We start from the raw sequence: 19,048 nt of genomic DNA, 5'->3' as shown, positions 1-19,048 counted from the left end.
CGCGGCGTGCAAACCGAACAAGCGCTCCCCCGCTCAGCAGAATCCACCGACCGCGCCGCTCGCCTCGCGGTCACGGTCTTCCCCGTGCTCGTCCTGGTGGCGGGCGCCATCGGCCTCGCCTCGCCCGGCACTTTCGCGGGCTGGGGCGTGTCCGTGCCCTATCTCCTGGGCGTCGTCATGTTCTGCATGGGCCTGACGATGACCAAGGTGGACTTCCGGGGAGTGGCGAAACGGCCGTGGGCCGTGGGACTCGGTCTCGTCGCGCACTACGTGATCATGCCTGGCCTCGGCTGGCTGATCGCCCACGCGCTGGACCTGTCACCGCAGCTGGCGGCCGGAGTGATCCTGGTCGGCTGCGCGCCGAGCGGCACGGCGTCCAACGTGGTCACCTATCTGGCCCGCGGGGACGTGGCTCTGTCAGTCTCGGTGGCCACCGTCTCCACCATCGTCGCTCCCCTGGTGACGCCGCCGCTGACGCTGCTGCTGGCGGGTACCTACCTGCCCGTCGACGCGGGCTCGATGATGACGGACATCCTCAAGACCGTGCTGCTGCCGGTGCTCGCCGGGCTGGCCGTGCGGTTCCTGGCCGGCAGGTACATCGACCGGCTGCTCGGCGCACTGCCGTGGCTCTCGGCGGGCACGGTGGCCGTCATCGTCGCGGTGGTGGTCGGTGGCAGCGCCGAGACGATCAAGTCCGCGGCGGCGATGGTGCTGCTCGCGGTGGTGCTGCATAACGGTCTGGGACTGCTGCTGGGCTACGGTGCCGGCAAGGTGGCCGGCCTCGGGAAGCCGGGGAGCCGGGCCATGGCCTTCGAGGTGGGCATGCAGAACTCCGGCCTCGCCGCCTCCCTCGCCACCGCGCACTTCAGTCCGCTGGCCGCACTGCCCGCGGCGATCTTCTCGGTCTGGCACAACGTGTCGGGTGCCCTGGTCGCGGCCTGGATGGCACACCGCTCGCGGAAGGCCGGGTCCCTCGTCGAGCCCGCCGACCGGCCCGCTTCCGATACTCCGCCCGCGTCACCGGCGAGGTAGCGCGCTGGGCCGTACGGAGCAAGCCCGGGGGGCACCCCGGCGCGGCGCTGCGTACCGTCCTGGCATGCGCAGATCTCTGCTGATCGGTTCGGTTCTGCTCGCCCTCACGGGCCCCGTCACCGCCCACGCCGCAGCGCACCCCTATGAGGCGCCGCCACTGCCCGAGACGCTCGCCGACGCCGGCGGCGGTTCCCAGCTGATCACTGCGGAGGCCGCCGACTCCGGTGCCACCACGGGCACCGTCAGCTGGTGGAGCCTGCGGGCCGGCAGCTGGGTGAAGTCCGGCTCGGCGCCGGCCCGCTTCGGGGCCCGGGGCCTCGTCGAGGGAACACTGCGCGAGCAGGGCACCGACACCACGCCCACCGGACTGTACGACCTGCCGTACGCCTTCGGGGTGAAGGCGGCTCCGGCCGGAATCCGTTATCCGTACCGCCAGGTCACCGGCGCCTCCTGGTGGTGCGAGGACAGCGCGGCCCGCGACTACAACCGCTGGGTGGAGCCCCGGCCGGCCGACTGCCGGGCGACCGAGGCCGAGCACCTGGTCGCCTACCCGGCCCAGTACGCCCGTGCGCTGGTGATCGGCTTCAACTACGCCCGGCCGGTGCGGGGGCGGGGAGCCGGGATCTTTCTGCACGTCAACGGCGAAGGCGCGACCGCCGGTTGTGTCTCCGTACCGGCGGCCGCGATGGACCGGATCCTGGCGTGGGCCGACCCGGGCCGCAGCCCGCACATCGCGATCGGCACCCGCTGGGGCCCGACCGCGCTGACCCGCTACTGAGCTGCCGAGGCCCGCTCAGCGCGGGTTCTGCGCGAGGTGCAGCAGATGGTCCGCGAGGGCCTGCCCGCCCGACGGATCGCGGCTGATCAGCATCAGCGTGTCGTCGCCGGCGATGGTGCCGAGGATGTCGTGCAGTTCGGCCTGATCAATGGCCGAAGCGAGGAACTGCGCCGCGCCGGGCGGCGTACGCAGCACCACCAGATTCGCCGACGCCTCAGCGGAGATCAGCAGTTCGGAGGAGAGCCTGCGCATCCGCTCCTCCTTTGCCGACTCACCGAGCGGGGCCTGTGGGGTCCGGTAACCGCCCTCGCTGGGCACCGCGTAGATCAGCTCGCCGCCGGTGTTGCGGATCTTCACCGCGCCGAGTTCGTCGAGGTCCCTGGAGAGGGTCGCCTGGGTGACGCTCAGCCCGTCGTCGGCGAGCAGTTTCGCGAGCTGGCTCTGCGAGCGGACCGGCTGCCGGTTGAGGATGTCGACGATCCTCCGGTGCCGGGCCGTCCGGGTCTGCGGGACCGACTGTCCATTGTGCTCGGTCTCCTGCTGCGCCTCGGTCATCGTCGCCTCACTCTGCGGATCACTCTTCCCCGTTTGCCTGATCGAGAACGCCGGGCAGTGCCTGGAGGAACGCGTCGACCTCGTTGTCACCGATGATCAGCGGCGGCATCAGCCGTACGACATCGGGGGAGGTCACATTCACCAGGAATCCGGCATCCTGAGCCGCCTGCTGCAGCCGCGCCGCCCGGGACTCGGTGAGCACGATACCCAGCAGCAGCCCCGCGCCACGGACATGGCTGATCAACGGGTGCCCCAGGGACTCGATTCCCATCCGAAGCCGCTCGCCGGTCCGCTTCACATGGTCGAGGATTCCGTCGGCGGCGATCGTGTCGAGCACCGCGAGACCGGCCGCACAGGCGACCGGGTTGCCGCCGAAGGTGGTGCCGTGCTGCCCCGGCTGCAGCAGCTCGGCCGCCGGGCCGAAGGCCACCGCCGCGCCGATCGGCAGCCCACCGCCGAGTCCCTTGGCGAGCGTCACGACATCGGGATCCACGCCCTCGTGGGCCTGGTACTCGAACCACTGGCCGGTACGGCCGATGCCGGTCTGGACCTCGTCGAGCACCAGCAGCGTGCCGGTCGCCCGGGTGATGTCGCGGGCGGCCCGGAGATAGCCCTTGGGTGGCACGACCGCGCCGTTCTCCCCCTGCACCGGTTCGATGATCACGAAGGCGGTGTTCTCGGTGACGACCGCGCGCAGTGCGTCGGCGTCGCCGTACGGGACATGGGTGACCACGCCGGGCAGCGGCTCGAAGCCGTTCTGCTTGGCGGGCTGGCCGGTGAGCGAGAGGGCGCCCATGGTCCGCCCGTGGAAGGCGCCCTGGGTGGCGACCATATGGGTACCGCCGGTCAGCCTGCCGATCTTGAACGCCGCCTCGTTCGCCTCCGCGCCCGAGTTGGCGAAGTACACCTTGCCCGGCCGGCCGGAGAGCTGGAGCAGCCGTTCGGCGAGCGCGACCGGCGGCTCCGCGATGTAGAGGTTGGAGACATGGCCGAGCGCGGCGATCTGCCGGGAGACCGCCTCGACGATCGCCGGGTGGGCGTGGCCGAGGGCGTTGACCGCGATACCGCCGACGAAGTCGGTGTACGCGGTGCCGTCGGCGTCCCACACGGTGGCGCCCTCACCGCGTACCAGGGAGAGCTTCGGGGTCCCGTAGTTGTCCATCAGCGCGCCCTGCCAGCGCTGTGCGAGTTCCTCGTTGCTCATGACGCCCCCTCGGTGTCCGTGCCGGTGCTGGTGTCGGAGTCGGGCACCACCATCGTGCCGATTCCCTCGTCGGTGAAGATCTCCAGCAGGATCGAGTGCTGGACCCGCCCGTCGATCACCCGGGCGGTGGTCACACCGTTGCGCACGGCGAAGAGGCAGCCCTGCATCTTCGGGACCATGCCGCTGGCCAGCTCGGGCAGCAGCTTCTCCAGCTGCGTCGCGGTAAGCCTGCTGATGACGTCGTCGCTGTTCGGCCAGTCCTCGTAGAGACCTTCGACGTCGGTGAGCACCATCAGCGTCTCGGCGTTGAGCGCGGCGGCCAGCGCGGCGGCCGCGGTGTCGGCGTTGACGTTGAAGACGTGGTTGTCCTCGGCGCTGCGGGCGATCGAGGAGACGACCGGGATACGGCCGTCGGCGAGCAGCGCCTCGATCGCACCGGTGTCGATCGCGGTGATCTCGCCGACCCGGCCGATGTCCACGGACTCGCCGTCGATCTGCGGGAAGTGCTGGACCGCGGTGATGGTGTGCGCGTCCTCGCCGGTCAGGCCGACGGCGAGCGGCCCGTGCTGGTTGAGCAGTCCGACGAGTTCCCGCTGGACCTGGCCGGCCAGCACCATCCGTACGACGTCCATCGCCTCGGGCGTCGTCACCCGCAGTCCGGCCTTGAACTCGCTGACCAGGCCGTGCCGGTCGAGTTGGGCGCTGATCTGCGGGCCGCCGCCGTGTACGACGACCGGCTTGAGGCCGGCGTGCCGCAGAAAGACCACGTCCTGGGCGAACGCCGCCTTCAACTCCTCGTCGACCATGGCGTTTCCGCCGAACTTGATGACCACGGTCCTGCCGTGATGACGCGTCAGCCAGGGCAGCGCCTCGATGAGGATCTGCGCCTTGGGCAGCGCGGTGTGCTTGCGGGCGCTCATGAGCTGTACGCGCTGTTCTCGTGGACGTAGTCCGCGGTGAGGTCGTTGGCCCAGATCACGGCCGACGCACTGCCTGCGGCGAGGTCGGCGGTGATCTTCACCTCCCGGTAGCGCATGTCGACCAGGTCGCGGTCCTCGCCCACCGAACCGTTCTTGCAGACCCAGACGCCGTTGATGGCGACATTGAGCGCGTCGGGTTCGAAGGCGGCCCGGGTCGTACCGATGGCGGACAGCACCCGGCCCCAGTTGGGGTCCTCACCGTGGATGGCGCACTTGAGAAGGTTGTTGCGCGCGATGGACCGGCCCACCTCGACGGCGTCGTCCTCGGTCGCGGCGTTCACCACCTCGATCCGGATGTCCTTGCTGGCGCCTTCCGCGTCGCCGATCAGCTGCCGGGCGAGGTCGTCGCAGACCGTAAGGACGGCCTCGGCGAACTCCTCGTATCCGGGGGTGACGGCGGAGGCCCCCGATGCGAGCAGCAGCACCGTGTCGTTGGTGGACATGCAGCCGTCGGAGTCGACCCGGTCGAACGTGGTACGGGTGGCCGCGCGCAGTGCCTTGTCGAGCGTCTCGGTGTCCAGGTCCGCGTCGGTGGTGAGAACCACCAGCATGGTGGCGAGGCCCGGTGCGAGCATGCCCGCGCCCTTGGCCATGCCGCCGACGGTCCAGCCCTCGCCGCCCGCGACGGCCGTCTTGTGCACGGTGTCGGTGGTCTTGATGGCGATGGCGGCCTTCTCCCCGCCGTGCACGGACAGTTCGGCGGCTGCCTGCTCGATGCCCGGCAGCAGCTTGTCCATGGGCAACAGCACGCCGATGAGCCCGGTCGACGCGACGGCCACTTCGCCGGCGCTCTGCCCGAGCACCTCGGCCGCCTTCTCGGCGGTCGCGTGCGTGTCCTGGAACCCCTTGGGGCCCGTGCAGGCGTTGGCCCCGCCGGAGTTGAGGACGACGGCACCGACTGCGCCACCCTTGACGACCTGCTCGGACCAGAGGACGGGGGCGGCCTTGACCCGGTTGGAGGTGAAGACGCCCGCGGCGGCCAGGCGGGGCCCGTTGTTGACCACGAGGGCCAGGTCGGGGCCGCCGCTCTCCTTGATTCCGGCGGCAATACCCGCCGCCGTGAATCCTTTCGCTGCCGTGACGCTCACGGTGCTACTCCGATCGTCGAAAGACCTGTGTCCTCGGGAAGTCCGAGGGCGATGTTCATGCTCTGCAGGGCGCCGCCCGCGGTGCCTTTGGTGAGGTTGTCGATGGCGCTGATCACGATGATCCGGCCGGCCGCCGCGTCGTACGCGACCTGGATCTGCACGGCGTTGCAGCCGTACACCGCACCGGTCGCCGGCCACTGTCCCTCGGGGAGCAGATCGACGAAGGGCTCGTCGGCCAAGGCCTTCTCGTACACCCTGCGCACCGCATCGGCGTCCACCCCGGGCTTCGCCTTCGCGCTGCAGGTGGCGAGAATGCCGCGGGGCATCGGCGCGAGGGTCGGGGTGAACGACACGGTGACCGGCTCGCCCGCCGCCGCGCTGAGGTTCTGGATCATCTCCGGGGTGTGCCGGTGGCCGCCGCCGACGCCGTACGGGGACATGCTGCCCATCACCTCGGAGCCGAGCAGATGCGGCTTCACCGCCTTCCCCGCACCGGAGGTCCCGGAGGCCGCGACGATCACCGCTTCGGGCTCGGCGAGCCCGGCGGCATACGCCGGGAAGAGCGCCAGCGAAACGGCCGTCGGATAGCAGCCGGGCACGGCGATGCGCTTGGACCCGGCCAGCGCCGCGCGGGCGCCCGGAAGTTCGGGCAGTCCGTAGGGCCAGGTCCCGGCGTGCGGGGTGCCGTAGAACCGCTCCCAGTCGCCGGCGTCCTCGAGCCGGAAGTCGGCGCCCATGTCGACCACCAGCACCTCGTCGCCGAGCTGTTCGGCGACGGCGGCGGACTGTCCGTGCGGCAGGGCGAGAAAGACCACATCGTGTCCGGCGAGCACCTCGGCGGTGGTCGGCTGGAGCACCCGGCCGGCCAGCGGACGCAGCTGTGGCTGCAGCGAGCCGAGCTGCTGCCCCGCGCTGGAGTGTCCGGTGAGGGCGCCGATCTCGACGTGGGGATGCGCCAGCAGCAGACGCAGCAGCTCCCCGCCCGCGTATCCACTCGCCCCTGCCACTGCTGCACGTACCGCCACCGAAATCCTCCTCGTCGATGGCATGACTATACGCAGTGGTGCAGTGTTATGCAACGAGGCCAGGGCGGCAGCGCCTCCGACCTGACCCATTCGGTGCTCCCCGCGGGCCACGGATCAGTAACCTCGTGCACACACTCCGCACCCGTTGGCCTGGAGGCATCGAACCGTGACCGAGCGACCGTCCTGGGCTCCTCAGGACATTGACATAACCAAGCCCAGCGTCTCCCGGATATACGACTACTTCCTCGGCGGCTCGCACAACTTCGCGGTCGACCGGGAGGCGGCCGGCGCCGTGCTCCGCGCCATGCCGGGCGCTCCGGCGATCAGCAAGGCCAACCGGGCCGTCATGCACCGCGCGATCCGCTTCGCGCTGGACCGGGGCATCACCCAGTTCCTGGACATCGGGTCCGGGATTCCCACGTTCGGCAGCTCGCACGAAACAGCACAGACCGCATGTCCCGGTGCCCGGGTCGTCTACGTCGACAACGACCCGGTGGCCGTCGCCCACAGCCGCGCCGTCCTGGACGGAAACGAGCACGCGGCGATCGCCGACGCCGATCTGCGCGATCCGCGTTCCGTACTCCAGCACCCGGAGACCCGCCGGCTCCTGGACTTCGACCGGCCGGTAGCGCTGCTGCTCGTCGCGGTCGTGCACTTCCTGCCGGACGAGGAGCGCCCGGTGGACGTCATCGCTACCCTGCGGGACGCGCTGGCCCCGGGCAGCGTCATGGTCATCACCCATGCCACCCTGGAGAACGGGCCCGCTCCGACCGGCCAGCGTGCCGTGCAGGAGGTGTACCGGCGCACCAGCACTCCGCTGATCATGCGCAGCGCCGATGACCTCGAACCCTTCTTCGCCGGTTTCGACATCGTCCGGCCGGGCATCGTCCCGCTGCCGCACTGGCGCCCCGACGTGCCCTGCGACGAGGACGACCCTGCTGTGCTGCACGGCCTGGCGGGGGTGGGCCTCAAGCCCTGACCGGGAGCCCCGGTAAACTCGCCGGGAGCCTCCGGAGGAGCCACCGACGATGTACCCCGTGCCCGACGTACTGGCCTATCTCGCCGGAGCCTGGCGGGTGGAGCGGACGGTGCGGGACCTGGCGAGCGGATCGGACGGGTACTTCACCGGGCGGACGGTCTTCGATCCGCCGGCCGGACCGGACGGCGACGGGCTGTGGCATCACGAGTCCGGCACTTTCACCTGGCAGGGCACCGCACGTCCGGCCGAGCGCACGCTTCGCTTCCTGCCCGCGCATCCCGGCGAGGGCGGCGCTCGTGGTACCGCACGGGTCCACTTCGCGGACGGGCGGTTCTTCCACGGCCTGGACCTGCGATCGGGACACCACTTCGCCGGCCATCCCTGCGGCGCGGACCTCTACCGGGGTGAGTTCACCGCGTACAGCGCCGGACGCTGGCGCAGCGTCTGGCAGGTCGGGGGGCCGGCCAAGGAATTGCTGCTGACCACGGAGTACACCCGCGACCGATGCGACTGACCGGGGTCAGCGCATGCCGGTCTCGAGCCGCAGGCTCCAGCGGCCGGGCCGCCCGGTGAGCGTGACCGTGGAGAGCGGGCGGACGTCGACGTTCCAGTACGTCGAGGGCGGCGCCTTGAGCGCGTACACCAGGGCCGCCCGGACCACGGCCGGTTCGGCGACCGCCACGATCGAGCCGTCGCAGGCGGGGCGGGTCTCCAGCCACCCGCCGACCCGCGCGATGAAGCCCAGCAGGGACTCACCGCCGTGCGGGGCCGACCGCGGGTCGGCGAGCCAGGTGTCGACCGCCGCGGGTTCCCGGGCCGTCACCTCGGCCAGCGTGAACCCGCGCCAGCGGCCCATGTCGCAGTCGCTCAGGGCGGGCTGGGCGAGCGGTGCGAAACCGAGAGCGTTGCCGGTGGCCCGGCTGCGGACGGTCGGTGAGCAGTAACGGAGCTCTGCCGCCCCGAGTGGCACCAGCGCACCCGCCGAGAGCTGCACCTCGTGCAAGCCGGCCTGGTCGAGTGGCCGGTCGTCGTCGAACCGCTCGGCGAGCCGGGAGGAACTGCGCGCAGCGGTGACCAGCGTGACGCGGTCGCTCATGGCGGGATCGTGCTGCGGAAAGCGCTCCGGGTCAAGGGGTGCGCGCGCTCCTCACAGGTGTCGCGAGACAGGCGGGTCTCACCCGGGCGGCTCTCACCGGCGGCGGACTACCGGCGCCGGACTCACCGGCGGCGCCCGGCGGTCAGCGGAACACCTCGTCGCAGGCAACGCGCAGCCGCCGTACCCCCTCGACGATCTCACCGGGGCCGGCCACCCCGGCGAAACTGAGCCGCAGGTGCGCTGCCGGCGGTTCGGCGGAGAAGTAGGGGCGGCCCGGTGCCACGGCGACACCCGCCCGCAGAGCTGCGGAGACCAGCCCCCGCTCGTCCGATCCGTCCGGCAGCCGGAGCCAGAGGTGATAGCCACCGGTGGGAACGTGTGGCAGCGCGAGTTCCGGGATGTCCCGGCGCAGCGCGCCGGCCAGGGTTTCCCTGCGGCCCCTCAACTCCCCTGCCACGGACCGCAGATGACGGCTCCAGGCAGGCGATCCGACGAGTTCCAGGGTGGCTTCCTGAAGCGGTCGGGCGACGAAGAAGCTCTCGACCACTTGGATCGCACGCAGCCGTTCGAGCACAGGACCGCGCGCCGCCAGCGCGCCGACCCGCAGGCTCGGCGAGGTGGCCTTGGTGAGCGAGCAGACGTGCACCACCACACCGTGCCGGTCATCAGTGGCGAGGGGTGGGGGAAGCGGCCCGGCATCCTGGTGGACCAGTCGGCGTACGAAGTCGTCCTCCACGACGAACGCCCCGGCCTCCCGGGCGATCCGCAGCACTTCGGGCCGGCGCGCCGGGCTGAGTACCGCACCCGTCGGGTTCTGGAAGAGCGGCTGGCAGACGAAGACCCGGGCACCGGTCGCCCGGAAGGCGGCGTCGAGCAGGTCGGGACGTACGCCGTCGGAGTCCACCGGGACCGGGACGGGACGCAGCCCCGCGGCCCGGGCGATGGCCAGCATGCCCGGGTAGGTGGGCGATTCGACGAGTACCGGGGCGCCGGGCGGGGCAAGGGCGCGCAGAGTGGTGGTCAGGGCGCTCTGGCCGCCCGCGGTGATCAGCACCTCCGCTGCGGTGATCGCTCCGCCGATGCCGCGTGCGAACCACTCCCGGAGCTCGGGTATCCCGTCCATCGGGGGCCGGCCCCAGGCGCCGGGCCTGCGCCCGGCCCGGGCCAGGGCCGCAGACATCGCCTGCTCGGGCTGCAGCGAGGCATGGAGGTAGCCGCTGTTGAACTCGACGATTCCCGGGGCCGGCGCGGCGAGGGTGGCCAGCACACCCGAGGCGTCGACGGTGCGCGGCACCGCGTCGGTGGCCCCGTCGGCGCTGAGCGCGACCTCCTGCCAGGAGGTGTCGCCCGGCGCCGGGGTGTCCGTGCGGGGCCGGGCACGGAACACTCCGGCACCCGGGCGGGTCACCACCAGTCCTTCGGCGGCCAGCTGGGCGAGCGCCCGGGCAACCGTCACCGGGCTGACCCGGTGGCTCTCCACCATCGCCCTGCTCGACGGCAGCTTTCCACCCACTGGATAGCGATCGAGCTCCGCTTTCAGGGATTTCACCAGATCGTCGACGCTGCTACGCTGATTCATGACAGTACAGAATAGCGCTACCACCGAGGCGCCGATAGCAGTGGGCGGCACCGTCCTTGCCGCTCTGGGTGTGGTCGCCTTCTCGCTCACCTTTCCCGCGACGGCCTGGGGTCTGGAGGGTTTCGGCCCGTGGTCCCTGGTCTCGGTGCGGTGTGTGCTGGCGGCGCTGATAGCCGGTGCCGCACTGATCGCCCTGCGCGCCCCGGTGCCCGAGCGCCGGCAGTGGGCCGGTCTTGCCGTGGTGGCCGGTGGCGTGGTCATCGGTTTTCCCTTGCTCACCACGCTGGCCCTGCAGACCTCGACGACCTCGCATGCGGCCGTGGTGGTGGGTCTGCTTCCCCTCACCACTGCCGCCTTCTCCGTCGTCCGGACCGGTTCGCGGCCGTCCCGTACTTTCTGGGTCTCCGCGCTGGCCGGCGCCGCTGTGGTGATTATCTTCACCGTCCAGCAGTCCGGTGGCGCCCTGTCCACCGGTGACATGTATCTCTTCGGCGCGCTGCTCGTCTGCGCCGCCGGCTACACCGAGGGGGGACGGCTGGCCCGGGAGATGCCGGGCTGGCGGGTCATCGGCTGGGCGCTGATCCTCTGCCTGCCGTTGGCCGTCCCGGCCGCGGCCGTCGCGCTCGTGACCGAACCCGTGCAGGTCACGGCCCACAGCATCGCCGGAGTCGCCTGGGTGGCGGCCGGTTCGCAGTTTCTCGGCCTGGTGGTCTGGTACCGGGGGATGGCGGACATCGGGGTGGCCAAGGCCAGCCAGCTGCAGCTCGGGCAGCCACTGCTGACGCTGGTCTGGTCGGTGGTGCTGCTCGGCGAGCAGCTGCCGGTGGCCGCTCCGGTGGCGGCCGTCGCGGTACTGGTGTGCATCGCGGTCACCCAGCGATCACGGACGCGTTAGGACGCTATGTCCGTTATATGCGGTTAGCGGCGGTTAACCCGGGGCGTCATCCGTCCGCAGGTCAGGAGTAACGTCTGGGGCCGGGCGGGCGCCGGAATCACACGGGGGACTCGTCCGCGACGATCTGCGAAAGGCTGGATGTGACCGACATCGAACGCGTCGGAGTAGTGGGCTGTGGCCAGATGGGCGCGGGAATCGCAGAGGTCTGCGCCCGCAGCGGCCTCGAGGTGACGGTTGCCGAGACCACTGGCGAGGCCCTGGAAATAGGCCGCACCCGGCTCCAGAACTCTCTCTCGAAGGCCGCCGAACGCGGCAAGATCACCGAGGAGGAGCTCGACGCGACGCTCGGTCGGCTCAGCTTCACCACCGACCTCGGGGAGTTCGCCGATCGCGATCTCGTCATCGAGGCAGTGGTGGAGAACGAGCAGGTCAAGACGGAGATCTTCCAGGTACTCGACCAGGTGGTGACCCGGCAGGACGCGATCCTGGCCTCCAACACCTCGTCCATTCCGCTGGTGAAGCTGGCCGTCGCGACGTCCCGGCCGGACCAGGTCATCGGGATCCACTTCTTCAACCCGGCTCCGGTGCAGCAACTCGTCGAGCTGATCCCGGCGCTGACCACGTCCGACGAGACGGTGAAACGCTCCGAAGCGCTGGTTCAGGACGTACTCGGCAAGCACGCGATCCGCGCCCAGGACCGCTCGGGTTTCGTGGTCAACGCGCTGCTCATCCCGTATCTGCTCTCCGCGATCAGGATGTTCGAGTCGGGCATCGCGAGCCGCGAGGACATCGACAACGGGATGGAGATGGGCTGCGCCCATCCGATGGGCCCGCTGAAGCTCGCCGACCTGATCGGTCTGGACACCGTCGCCTCGGTCGCGGACTCGATGTACGCGGAGTACAAGGAGCCCCTGTACGCCGCTCCCCCGCTGCTGCAGCGCATGGTCGACGCGGGCAGGCTGGGTCGCAAGACCGGCTCGGGCTTCTACCCGTACGCCTGACCGCCCGTCCGCGGGCCCGGCGCTCACGCCGCCGGGCCCGCCGAGGCACGTTACTCGAGGTAAGGACCGTGTGCGGCCCCCAAGAGCCTCGTCTGCTACAGCCGACGCGACGCCGTGCCGGAGGCTACGGAGCAACGGCGCGGATGCGCGAGCCGGAAGCCCTGGGCCTTTCAGCGCTCGCCGCCGCCGTGGGCTGACGACCGGTTCCGCGAGCTGACGGGGACCACCTTTGTAGGACGTGCCGCCGCGCGCGACCGCGCGGAATCGGCGCGCAAGGTGGGTGCCGTGCACCTAGTAAACGGCGGCCTGGGCAACGTGAGCAGGAAACAGCAAGGCCTACGACGACTGATGGTAGGGCGTCGGCCCCGGTATCATCACCGCGACACAGGACGACAACGCCATCGTCGTCGCCGGGCCCATCTCCCACGTGACGGCCTACGAGGAACTGGCACTGGACGCCGCCCTGCCCGGTGGTGTGGACAGGGTCACCACCGCACTCCAGGCCCTCCACTGGTCGGTCAGGTCTCCGTTGCCGAGGAACTGGCGGGCAAGCTCTTCGCCACCAACCGCGCACATCTGTGGTGGGCTTGATGACGACCGGGCTACTGATGGCTGTCGACTGTGCAACCCCAAGACGGACGTCGCCCGGGGAACTGGTCGCGGGCATCCGCGCAGTGGCCGACGGGGACGCGTCATCTCCCCCGGCCTGACCCGCAAACTCATCGACGCCTTCGTCGACCGCATGCCCGTCCGCGCCCCCCGAACAGGAAGCCGAGACGGGTGGCCGCCCGGGAACCGAGTACCGCGGTGGGGAACCTTTCGTCGCCCCGGCTGAAGAGCCGGCCCGAGGCCACGGTGCTCACAGGGTACGTCGGCACCTCCGTCGGCTCGGCGACCCGACCGGCAGCTGCTCCTCGCTACTGCTTGACCGCGCCGGCCAGCCCGTTGATGAAGAACCGCTGCAGCACGATGAAGATCAGGACGATGGGGAGCAGGGTGATGACCGACCCCGCGCACACCAGGGTCCAGGCGGTGGAGTTCTGCCCGATGAAACTGAACATGCCCACCGACAGCGTATGCAGCTCGGGGCGGGAGAGGGTGAAGACCAGCGGGATGAAGAAGCTGTTCCAGGCGGTGATGCAGGCGAACAGGCCCACGGTCGCCAGCATCGGCCCGGACAGCGGCAGCATGATCCGCCAGAAGATCTGGTGGAAGCTCGCCCCGTCCACGCGGGCCGCGTCCTCAAGGCCCCGGTCGATCGTCGTGAAGTAGCCCATGAAGAGGAAGGTGCCGAAGACCATCCCGCCCGCCGACTGGACGATGACCACTGACCAGAGAGTGTTGAGGAGATGCAGCCTCTGGATCAGGTCGAAGACCGGGATGATCGTATAGCCGTGCGGCAGGAAGAGCGTTACCCCGACCAGGCCCAGCCAGAGCTTCTTGCCGGGGAAGTCGGTGCGGGCCAGGACATAGCCCGCCATGGAGCTGGCGAGCAGGGTGACGACGACCGTACCCATGGCGAACAGAACCGTGTTGATGAAGAACCGGCTGAAGTCCGCCTGCGTCCAGGCCTCGCTGTAGTTGGACCAGTGGAACTCGGACGGGATCGGGTTCAGCCCGCCGGAGAAGAAGCCGTCTGTGCTCTTCAGCGAGCTGCCCAGCGCCCACAGGAACGGGTAGAGCCAGACGACTCCGCCGCCGAGCAACGCGAGATAGAGCAGGCCGCGGCGCAGGGTCATCCGCGGGCGCAGTCGCAGGCGCGGGGACAGTGTGGACATCGAAGCTCCTTCACTGGTTGGCGGCCGTGCGCCGTCGGCCGAGTCCCCGCAGGGCGAGGACCTGCAGCGCGGAAAAGACGATGAGCAGCAGTCCATAGAGGAACGAGGCCGCGGAGGCCAGGCCGATGTCGGGCTGGGCGGCGGCGCCGGCGGAGCCGCCGAAGGCCAGATGGTAGATGTACGTGTTGACGACCTCGGTGGCGAAGTACGGGCCGCCGCCGGTGAGGACCTGCACCAGGTCGAAGACCTGGAAGCTGCCGATGAAGGCCAGCACGACGATGACGCCGCCGACTTGGCGCAGCATCGGGATGGTAATGCGGAAGAAGGTCTGGACCGGGCCGCAGCCGTCAAGTTTCGCCGCCTCGTACAGCTCCGCCGGGATGGTCTGCAGGCCGGCGAGGAAGTATACGAGGTTGTAGCCGAGGGTGTGCCAGATGCCGATCGCGATGATCACGGCCAGGGCGGTGTGCGGGTCGCCGAGCCAGTCGATGTGCCCGTCGGTCACCCCGGTCTTGGCCAGCAGGCCACTGGCCGAGTCTCCGAAGTTGGCCAGCATGAGCTGGATGACCACGCCGACGACCGCGGCCGAGGTGACGACGGGGATGAAGTAGACGGTCCGGAAGAACAGAGCGAACTTGAGCTTGGGGTTGTTCAGCACCAGCGCGAGCGCCAGCGCCAGCAACAGTTGCACCGGGACGAGTACGAACGCGTAGACGAAGGTGTGCTCGACGGCGCCCCAGAAGATGTGGTCGTGCAGGATCTGCCGGAAGTTGGCCAGGCCCACGTAGTTGCCGGGTTCGCCGATGCCGTTCCACCGGTAGAAGGTGTAGCCGAAGGAGGCGAAGATCGGGTAGATCACGAAGGTCAGCAGCAGCACGGCCATCGGCGCCAGATAGGCGTACGACCACTTGGCGGCGCGGACACGGTGCCAGAGGCGGGCCCGGGGAACGACCGGTGGTGCGGTTCGTGGCGGCCGCCGGCGCTGACGGGTGGCGAGGAGTGACATGATGGCTGCTCACGCCTTCTTCGTGGCGTACGGCTTGGTGGGGTCCCAGTCCGCGAAGACGTAGTCGGACGTGCTGACCTTCTTGCCCTGCTTGGCCACCGTGGCGACCGCGTCGGAGAGGATCTGGTGCTTCTTGTCGGCGAGGCTGCTCAACGCGCCGTGTACGTCCTTGATCTGGCCGGTGTAGATGCCGGTCACCACATCGCTGATGTCCGGCTTGGGGGCGCCGGGCGCGACGCCGGCCAGCTCCGGATTGCGCACGAGGGGCACCGGGCCGCGCAGCACCTGCTTGGTCATGCCGACGAAGGCGGCGAAGGGCTTGGAGTCGATGCCGGCCGGGTCGTTGTCGGCGGGGTGTACGGAGATGCCATTGAGGTCTTGTACCCAGCGGCGGCCGGCGGCGGGGGCCGTCAGCGCGTCCAGCCACTGGAATGCCTGGTGCGCCTTCATGCTGTGGGCGGAGACCGCGGCGAAGGTGCCGTTGCCGACCGGGTCGGCGTAGTAGTAGCCCTGCGGGGTCGCTGTGGGCGAGGGCAGCGTGACCAGGCTGTAGTCGGTGAACTTGTGCTGGGTCCACTCGGGCTGGTTCCACACGCCGCCGACGGTCATGCCGAACTTGCCGCGCTCGAAGAACGCGCGGGCCGCCTCGTCGGAGAGGCTGACGGAGTTGGGGTGGAAGAAGCCGCGTTTCTTCCATTCGACGAACAGGTCGAGGAAATCGGCGTACGCCCGGTCGGTGCCGTACGTCCACTTGCCGACACGGTAGTCCATGCCGGTGGCGGCGCCGGTGGGGGCGCCGCCGGGTGCGCCTGCGCCGCGGACGAACAGGTCCAGCCACCAGGCGAGGACGCCGATGCCGTCGGCGTTGCCGAAGCCGAAGCCGTACGACTTGCCGCCGCTCTTCTTGGTGATCGTCTGAGCGGCGCTGGTCACTTCGTCCCATGTCCTGGGTATTTTGACGCTTCCGTCAGGGTTCGTCAGACCGACGGACTTGAAGACGCCATGGTGGATGTAGAGCTGGTAGAGCGGGCCCGAGCCCTTCAGCGGGGCCGAGTAGACCTTGCCGTCGAAGACGTTCGCGCCTTCCAGGAAGGTGCCCTCGGGGAAGCGGGCCTGCCATTCCGGTGTCGCCCACTCGTCGAGCGGCCGCAGCCAGCCCTGGGCGACCTGTTCGGCGACGCTGGGCACCTGCGGGATCATGAAGACGTCCGGCGGGTTGCCGCTGCGGTTGGCGAGCGCCACCAGGTCCGCATACTTGGCGTTCTGCTGGGTGGTCTTCTTGACGCCGACGCCGCGGTGGGCCTTCTGGAAGAGCGCCATCTCCTTGTCGACCCAGGGGGCCTGGGTGACGTACCAGTCCCAGTAGGTGAGCGCGTCGGCCGACGAGGAGGGGGAGCTGGAACCGCATGCACTAAGGCCGCTGCCCAGCGCCATGATCCCGGCGCCGAGTGCGGCGGCCTGCAGGAAGCCGCGTCTGGAAACGTTCGACGAAGTCATCTGGATGATCCTCCGAGGCGGAAGAGAGAATGCTGAACGGCGTGTAACGTTCACTGAACCGTTTACAGTAAACGGGACGTTAAGGGTGCGTGTCCCGACCGTCAAGGGGTTCGACGAGGCTTTACGAGTCAATCCTCGAGGTGACAGGAATGCCCGCCAGTCGGACTTCCGCCAGGGCATAGAGAAACCCTGGCAAGTTGTGTAACTTTTTCATCAACGTTACTCAAGCAGTTGTTCACCGGGGCAAGGAGAAGCACAGCATGGCTCGTGGTCGGGGTTCCGCAGGCCGGGCAACGATTCGTGACGTGGCGTCACGCGCAGGTGTGTCCGTCGCCACCGTTTCGCGGATCCTCAGCGGGGCGTACACCGCGCCCCCGGCGACGCACGAACGGGTCATGCAGGCCGTGAGCGCGCTCGACTACGTACTCAACGCCAACGCCCGCTCCCTCTCCACGGCTTCGGGGATGGTGGCGATGGTGGTCAACGACATCACTTCGCCGTTCTTCATGAACGTCGCCTCCGGAGTGGAGGAGCAGGCCGTCGCCGACGGCCGGGTCTGCCTCGTCTGTTCCACCCAGGGCGTCCCGGAGCGCGAGCTATCGGTGATCAACCTGATGCGCCAGCGGGGCGCGGAGGCGATCATCCTGGTCGGCGGCATGGCCGAGACCGAGGAGCACCTCGCCCAACTCGCTGCCGCCGCCGAGGGGATGGACCGGGCCGGCGCCCGCCTGGTGCTGTGCGGCCGGACGTGGAAGGGTGCGAAAGCGCCGGTGGATGTGGTGGAGTGCGACATGGAGAGCGGCGCCTTCGCCGCCACCAGCCATCTGATCTCCGCCGGCCACACTCGGGTGGCCCACCTGGCGGGCCCGCACGAGTTCAGCGTGGCGGGCCAGCGCCTCGAAGGGTACGAACGGGCCCTGCGCGCGCACGGCATCAAGCCCGATCCGACGCTCGTCGCCGAGAGCGACATGACGCGCGAGTCCGGATACGAAGCGGCCTGCCGCCTGCTCACCGGCACCGACGCCACCGCGATCTTCTGCGCCAACGACATGAGCGCCGCCGGCACCATCGCCGCCGCCCGCGACCTGGGCCGCTCGGTCCCCGACGACGTTTCCGTGGTCGGCTTCGACGACATCCCGCTCGCCGAGGAGGTCTACCCGCGGCTGACCACCGTGCACGTCCCCCAGCAGGAACTCGGCCGCTCCGCCACCCGCCTCGCCCTGCACCGCCGCCCCAGTGATCCGCAGAACCGCCATGTGGTGCTCGGCTCGCACATCGTCGTACGCCAGTCGGTGGCACCCCCCGCCCGCCTCAGCACCGCCGGAGAGACAGTGGACAGTTGAGACCTCAAGCCATACACCTGGAGGTCTCCTGGACGGCGACGGCACCGCCCTCGCCTCCGTCATCTGGCCCGACGGCACCAAGGGCACCAAGGGCACCAAGGGCACCATCAGCCTGGAGCCGTCGCGCTGACGAGCGGTACGGCGTGGGGCGCGGGCTGTCAGGGACCCGCGCCCCACGCCGGGATCAGGTGCCGTCGATGAGCCGGACGGCGAGATCGGGGCTGAACTGCCCGGCGGGTACGGTCGGGGCGATGCCGCACAGCCCGTCGGAGTTGCCCGGCGTCTTGACCCACAGCAGCATGTCCTCGCCCGCGCCCGCTCGCGCGGTGACGCCGAGTCTGCGCCCAGCGGGGTTGCACCACTCGCCGTTGGAGCCGTTTCCGTTGCGGCTGGTGTCCACGACGAAGTGGGAGCTGCCGCCCAGAGCGGAGTTGATCGAGTTGCCGTACGTCTCCGAGGCCGCGGTGGTGTAGAAGTTCGAGACGTTCAGGGAGAAGCCGCGGACGTTGCTCACGCCCGCGGACTTCAGCCGGCTCGCCATGGTCGCCGGGGCGACCCAGTTGGTGTGTCCGGCGTCCAGATAGGCCCAGGTGTTGGGTGCCTTCTGCTGGAACATCCGGGTGGCGTACGCGAGCATCGCGAGACGGTCGCTGGTCTGCGAGCTGGTCAGGCAGCTGAAGTCCGAGAGGGCGTCCGGCTCGATGACGACCACGGCGGGGCGGTCGCCCACCGCGGCCGCGAAGGTGGAGATCCAGGTGCGGTAGGCGGCCACGCCGCCCGCGCCGCCGGATGACTGGCCACCGCACGCGTCGCGGGCCGGGATGTTGTACGCGACGAGTACCGGCAGTTGGTCATGGCTGTTGGCGGCGCCGACGTAGTTGGCCACGGCCGGTCCGATACCTCCGCTCTCATTGGCGAACCAGCGAGCGATCGGCTGGGATGCGATGGCCGACTGAATGCGCGCGGCTCTCGCGTCGGAGGGGTTGTTCCGGACCCAGACGGCCGGGCCGGAGTAGGGGTTGGTATAGAAGCCGCTCGTCAGGGAGAGCGGGCTGTCGGCGGCTGCCTGACCGGCCGCCAGGAGCGGCAGTGGTAGGGCGAGCAGACAGATCAGGGCAGTTCTGAGCAGGGCGTTCCAGCGCATGGTGCGTCCCTTCGTCTCAGGGCAGGGCTGCCGCGGGCCCCTCGGCTCGGATCCCGCCCGCGCTCGTC

At 69.9% G+C, this 19,048-nt stretch carries 18 protein-coding genes and 1 pseudogene; 8 read left to right on the top strand and 11 right to left on the bottom strand.

The features are described from left to right. Window positions 1-6: 6 nt before the first annotated feature. On the top strand, window positions 7-1,032 hold the full coding sequence (locus AB0M87_RS19530) for a bile acid:sodium symporter family protein (protein ID WP_365854486.1): 1,026 nt from the start codon (window positions 7-9) through the stop codon (window positions 1,030-1,032). A gap of 64 nt (window positions 1,033-1,096) precedes the next feature. Next, window positions 1,097-1,810, top strand: coding sequence for a L,D-transpeptidase family protein (locus tag AB0M87_RS19525; protein WP_365854484.1), 714 nt, complete (start codon window positions 1,097-1,099; stop codon window positions 1,808-1,810). A 15-nt stretch (window positions 1,811-1,825) separates the two neighbouring features. On the opposite strand, the gene AB0M87_RS19520 is transcribed toward AB0M87_RS19525, so the two are convergent. Genes AB0M87_RS19520 through argC form a run of 5 tightly spaced genes read right to left on the bottom strand, consistent with a single transcriptional unit; the run spans window position 1,826 to window position 6,662 of the window. Next, entirely contained in the window at window positions 1,826-2,365 is a 540-nt protein-coding gene (locus AB0M87_RS19520) for an arginine repressor (protein ID WP_365854482.1), read from the bottom strand. Window positions 2,366-2,384: 19 nt separating this feature from the next. After that, window positions 2,385-3,569: an acetylornithine transaminase gene (locus AB0M87_RS19515; protein ID WP_365854480.1), complete on the bottom strand. Its 1,185-nt coding sequence runs from the start codon at window positions 3,567-3,569 to the stop codon at window positions 2,385-2,387. Then, complete coding sequence (argB, locus tag AB0M87_RS19510; protein WP_365854478.1) at window positions 3,566-4,489, bottom strand: acetylglutamate kinase; 924 nt, start codon at window positions 4,487-4,489, stop codon at window positions 3,566-3,568. The genes AB0M87_RS19515 and argB overlap by 4 nt, the downstream gene beginning before the upstream one ends. Beyond that, window positions 4,486-5,637, bottom strand: a complete 1,152-nt coding sequence (argJ, locus tag AB0M87_RS19505) for a bifunctional glutamate N-acetyltransferase/amino-acid acetyltransferase ArgJ (protein ID WP_365854476.1) — start codon at window positions 5,635-5,637, stop codon at window positions 4,486-4,488. The genes argB and argJ overlap by 4 nt, the downstream gene beginning before the upstream one ends. Continuing rightward, window positions 5,634-6,662, bottom strand: a complete 1,029-nt coding sequence (gene argC, locus AB0M87_RS19500) for an N-acetyl-gamma-glutamyl-phosphate reductase (RefSeq protein ID WP_365854474.1) — start codon at window positions 6,660-6,662, stop codon at window positions 5,634-5,636. Before argC ends, argJ begins: the two co-directional genes overlap by 4 nt. Window positions 6,663-6,828: 166 nt before the next feature. Between argC and AB0M87_RS19495 the strand changes: the two genes are divergently transcribed. Together AB0M87_RS19495 and AB0M87_RS19490 are read left to right on the top strand one after the other, a co-directional pair. Next, entirely contained in the window at window positions 6,829-7,641 is an 813-nt protein-coding gene (locus tag AB0M87_RS19495; protein ID WP_365854472.1) for an SAM-dependent methyltransferase, read from the top strand. 49 nt (window positions 7,642-7,690) lie between these two features. After that, window positions 7,691-8,155 (top strand): DUF6314 family protein, encoded by a 465-nt coding sequence (locus tag AB0M87_RS19490; protein ID WP_365854470.1) that lies wholly within the window; start codon window positions 7,691-7,693, stop codon window positions 8,153-8,155. A gap of 6 nt (window positions 8,156-8,161) precedes the next feature. On the opposite strand, the gene AB0M87_RS19485 is transcribed toward AB0M87_RS19490, so the two are convergent. Further along, the gene (locus tag AB0M87_RS19485; RefSeq protein WP_365854468.1) at window positions 8,162-8,737 is read right to left on the bottom strand and encodes a histidine phosphatase family protein; all 576 of its coding nucleotides are present in this window, start codon (window positions 8,735-8,737) and stop codon (window positions 8,162-8,164) included. Window positions 8,738-8,879: 142 nt separating this feature from the next. Continuing rightward, window positions 8,880-10,316, bottom strand: a complete 1,437-nt coding sequence (locus tag AB0M87_RS19480; RefSeq protein WP_365854466.1) for a PLP-dependent aminotransferase family protein — start codon at window positions 10,314-10,316, stop codon at window positions 8,880-8,882. Here AB0M87_RS19480 and AB0M87_RS19475 point away from each other — a divergent pair. The 3 genes and pseudogenes from AB0M87_RS19475 to AB0M87_RS19465 form a co-directional block, all read left to right on the top strand. After that, window positions 10,315-11,211 carry a DMT family transporter gene (locus AB0M87_RS19475; protein WP_365854464.1) on the top strand — a complete coding sequence of 299 codons (897 nt, stop codon included), beginning with the start codon at window positions 10,315-10,317 and terminating at the stop codon, window positions 11,209-11,211. The genes AB0M87_RS19480 and AB0M87_RS19475 overlap by 2 nt on opposite strands. 140 nt (window positions 11,212-11,351) lie before the next feature. Then, on the top strand, window positions 11,352-12,212 hold the full coding sequence (locus tag AB0M87_RS19470) for a 3-hydroxybutyryl-CoA dehydrogenase (protein WP_365854462.1): 861 nt from the start codon (window positions 11,352-11,354) through the stop codon (window positions 12,210-12,212). A 403-nt stretch (window positions 12,213-12,615) separates the two neighbouring features. Next, window positions 12,616-12,803: pseudogene (locus AB0M87_RS19465) on the top strand (6-phospho-beta-glucosidase); the annotation flags it as partial. Window positions 12,804-13,129: 326 nt separating this feature from the next. Here AB0M87_RS19465 and AB0M87_RS19460 read toward each other — a convergent pair. Genes AB0M87_RS19460 through AB0M87_RS19450 form a run of 3 tightly spaced genes read right to left on the bottom strand, consistent with a single transcriptional unit; the run spans window position 13,130 to window position 16,493 of the window. Further along, complete coding sequence (locus tag AB0M87_RS19460; RefSeq protein WP_365854460.1) at window positions 13,130-13,990, bottom strand: carbohydrate ABC transporter permease; 861 nt, start codon at window positions 13,988-13,990, stop codon at window positions 13,130-13,132. A gap of 10 nt (window positions 13,991-14,000) precedes the next feature. Next, window positions 14,001-14,996 (bottom strand): sugar ABC transporter permease, encoded by a 996-nt coding sequence (locus AB0M87_RS19455; protein ID WP_365854458.1) that lies wholly within the window; start codon window positions 14,994-14,996, stop codon window positions 14,001-14,003. A 9-nt stretch (window positions 14,997-15,005) separates the two neighbouring features. After that, window positions 15,006-16,493, bottom strand: coding sequence for an extracellular solute-binding protein (locus AB0M87_RS19450; RefSeq protein WP_365854456.1), 1,488 nt, complete (start codon window positions 16,491-16,493; stop codon window positions 15,006-15,008). A gap of 305 nt (window positions 16,494-16,798) precedes the next feature. Here AB0M87_RS19450 and AB0M87_RS19445 point away from each other — a divergent pair, with 305 nt between their 5' ends. After that, window positions 16,799-17,836, top strand: a complete 1,038-nt coding sequence (locus AB0M87_RS19445) for a LacI family DNA-binding transcriptional regulator (RefSeq protein WP_365854453.1) — start codon at window positions 16,799-16,801, stop codon at window positions 17,834-17,836. A gap of 184 nt (window positions 17,837-18,020) precedes the next feature. Here AB0M87_RS19445 and AB0M87_RS19440 read toward each other — a convergent pair whose 3' ends face one another. Continuing rightward, window positions 18,021-18,980, bottom strand: a complete 960-nt coding sequence (locus AB0M87_RS19440) for a glycoside hydrolase family 6 protein (protein WP_365854451.1) — start codon at window positions 18,978-18,980, stop codon at window positions 18,021-18,023. Between the last annotated feature and the right edge of the window lie 68 nt (window positions 18,981-19,048).

It is taken from the genome of Streptomyces sp. NPDC051320 (genome assembly GCF_040682175.1).
In the GTDB taxonomy this organism is placed as follows: Bacteria; Actinomycetota; Actinomycetes; order Streptomycetales; family Streptomycetaceae; genus Streptomyces.
Note: the sequence above shows the minus strand (reverse complement) of the source record. Positions and strands in the feature narration are given on the sequence as shown.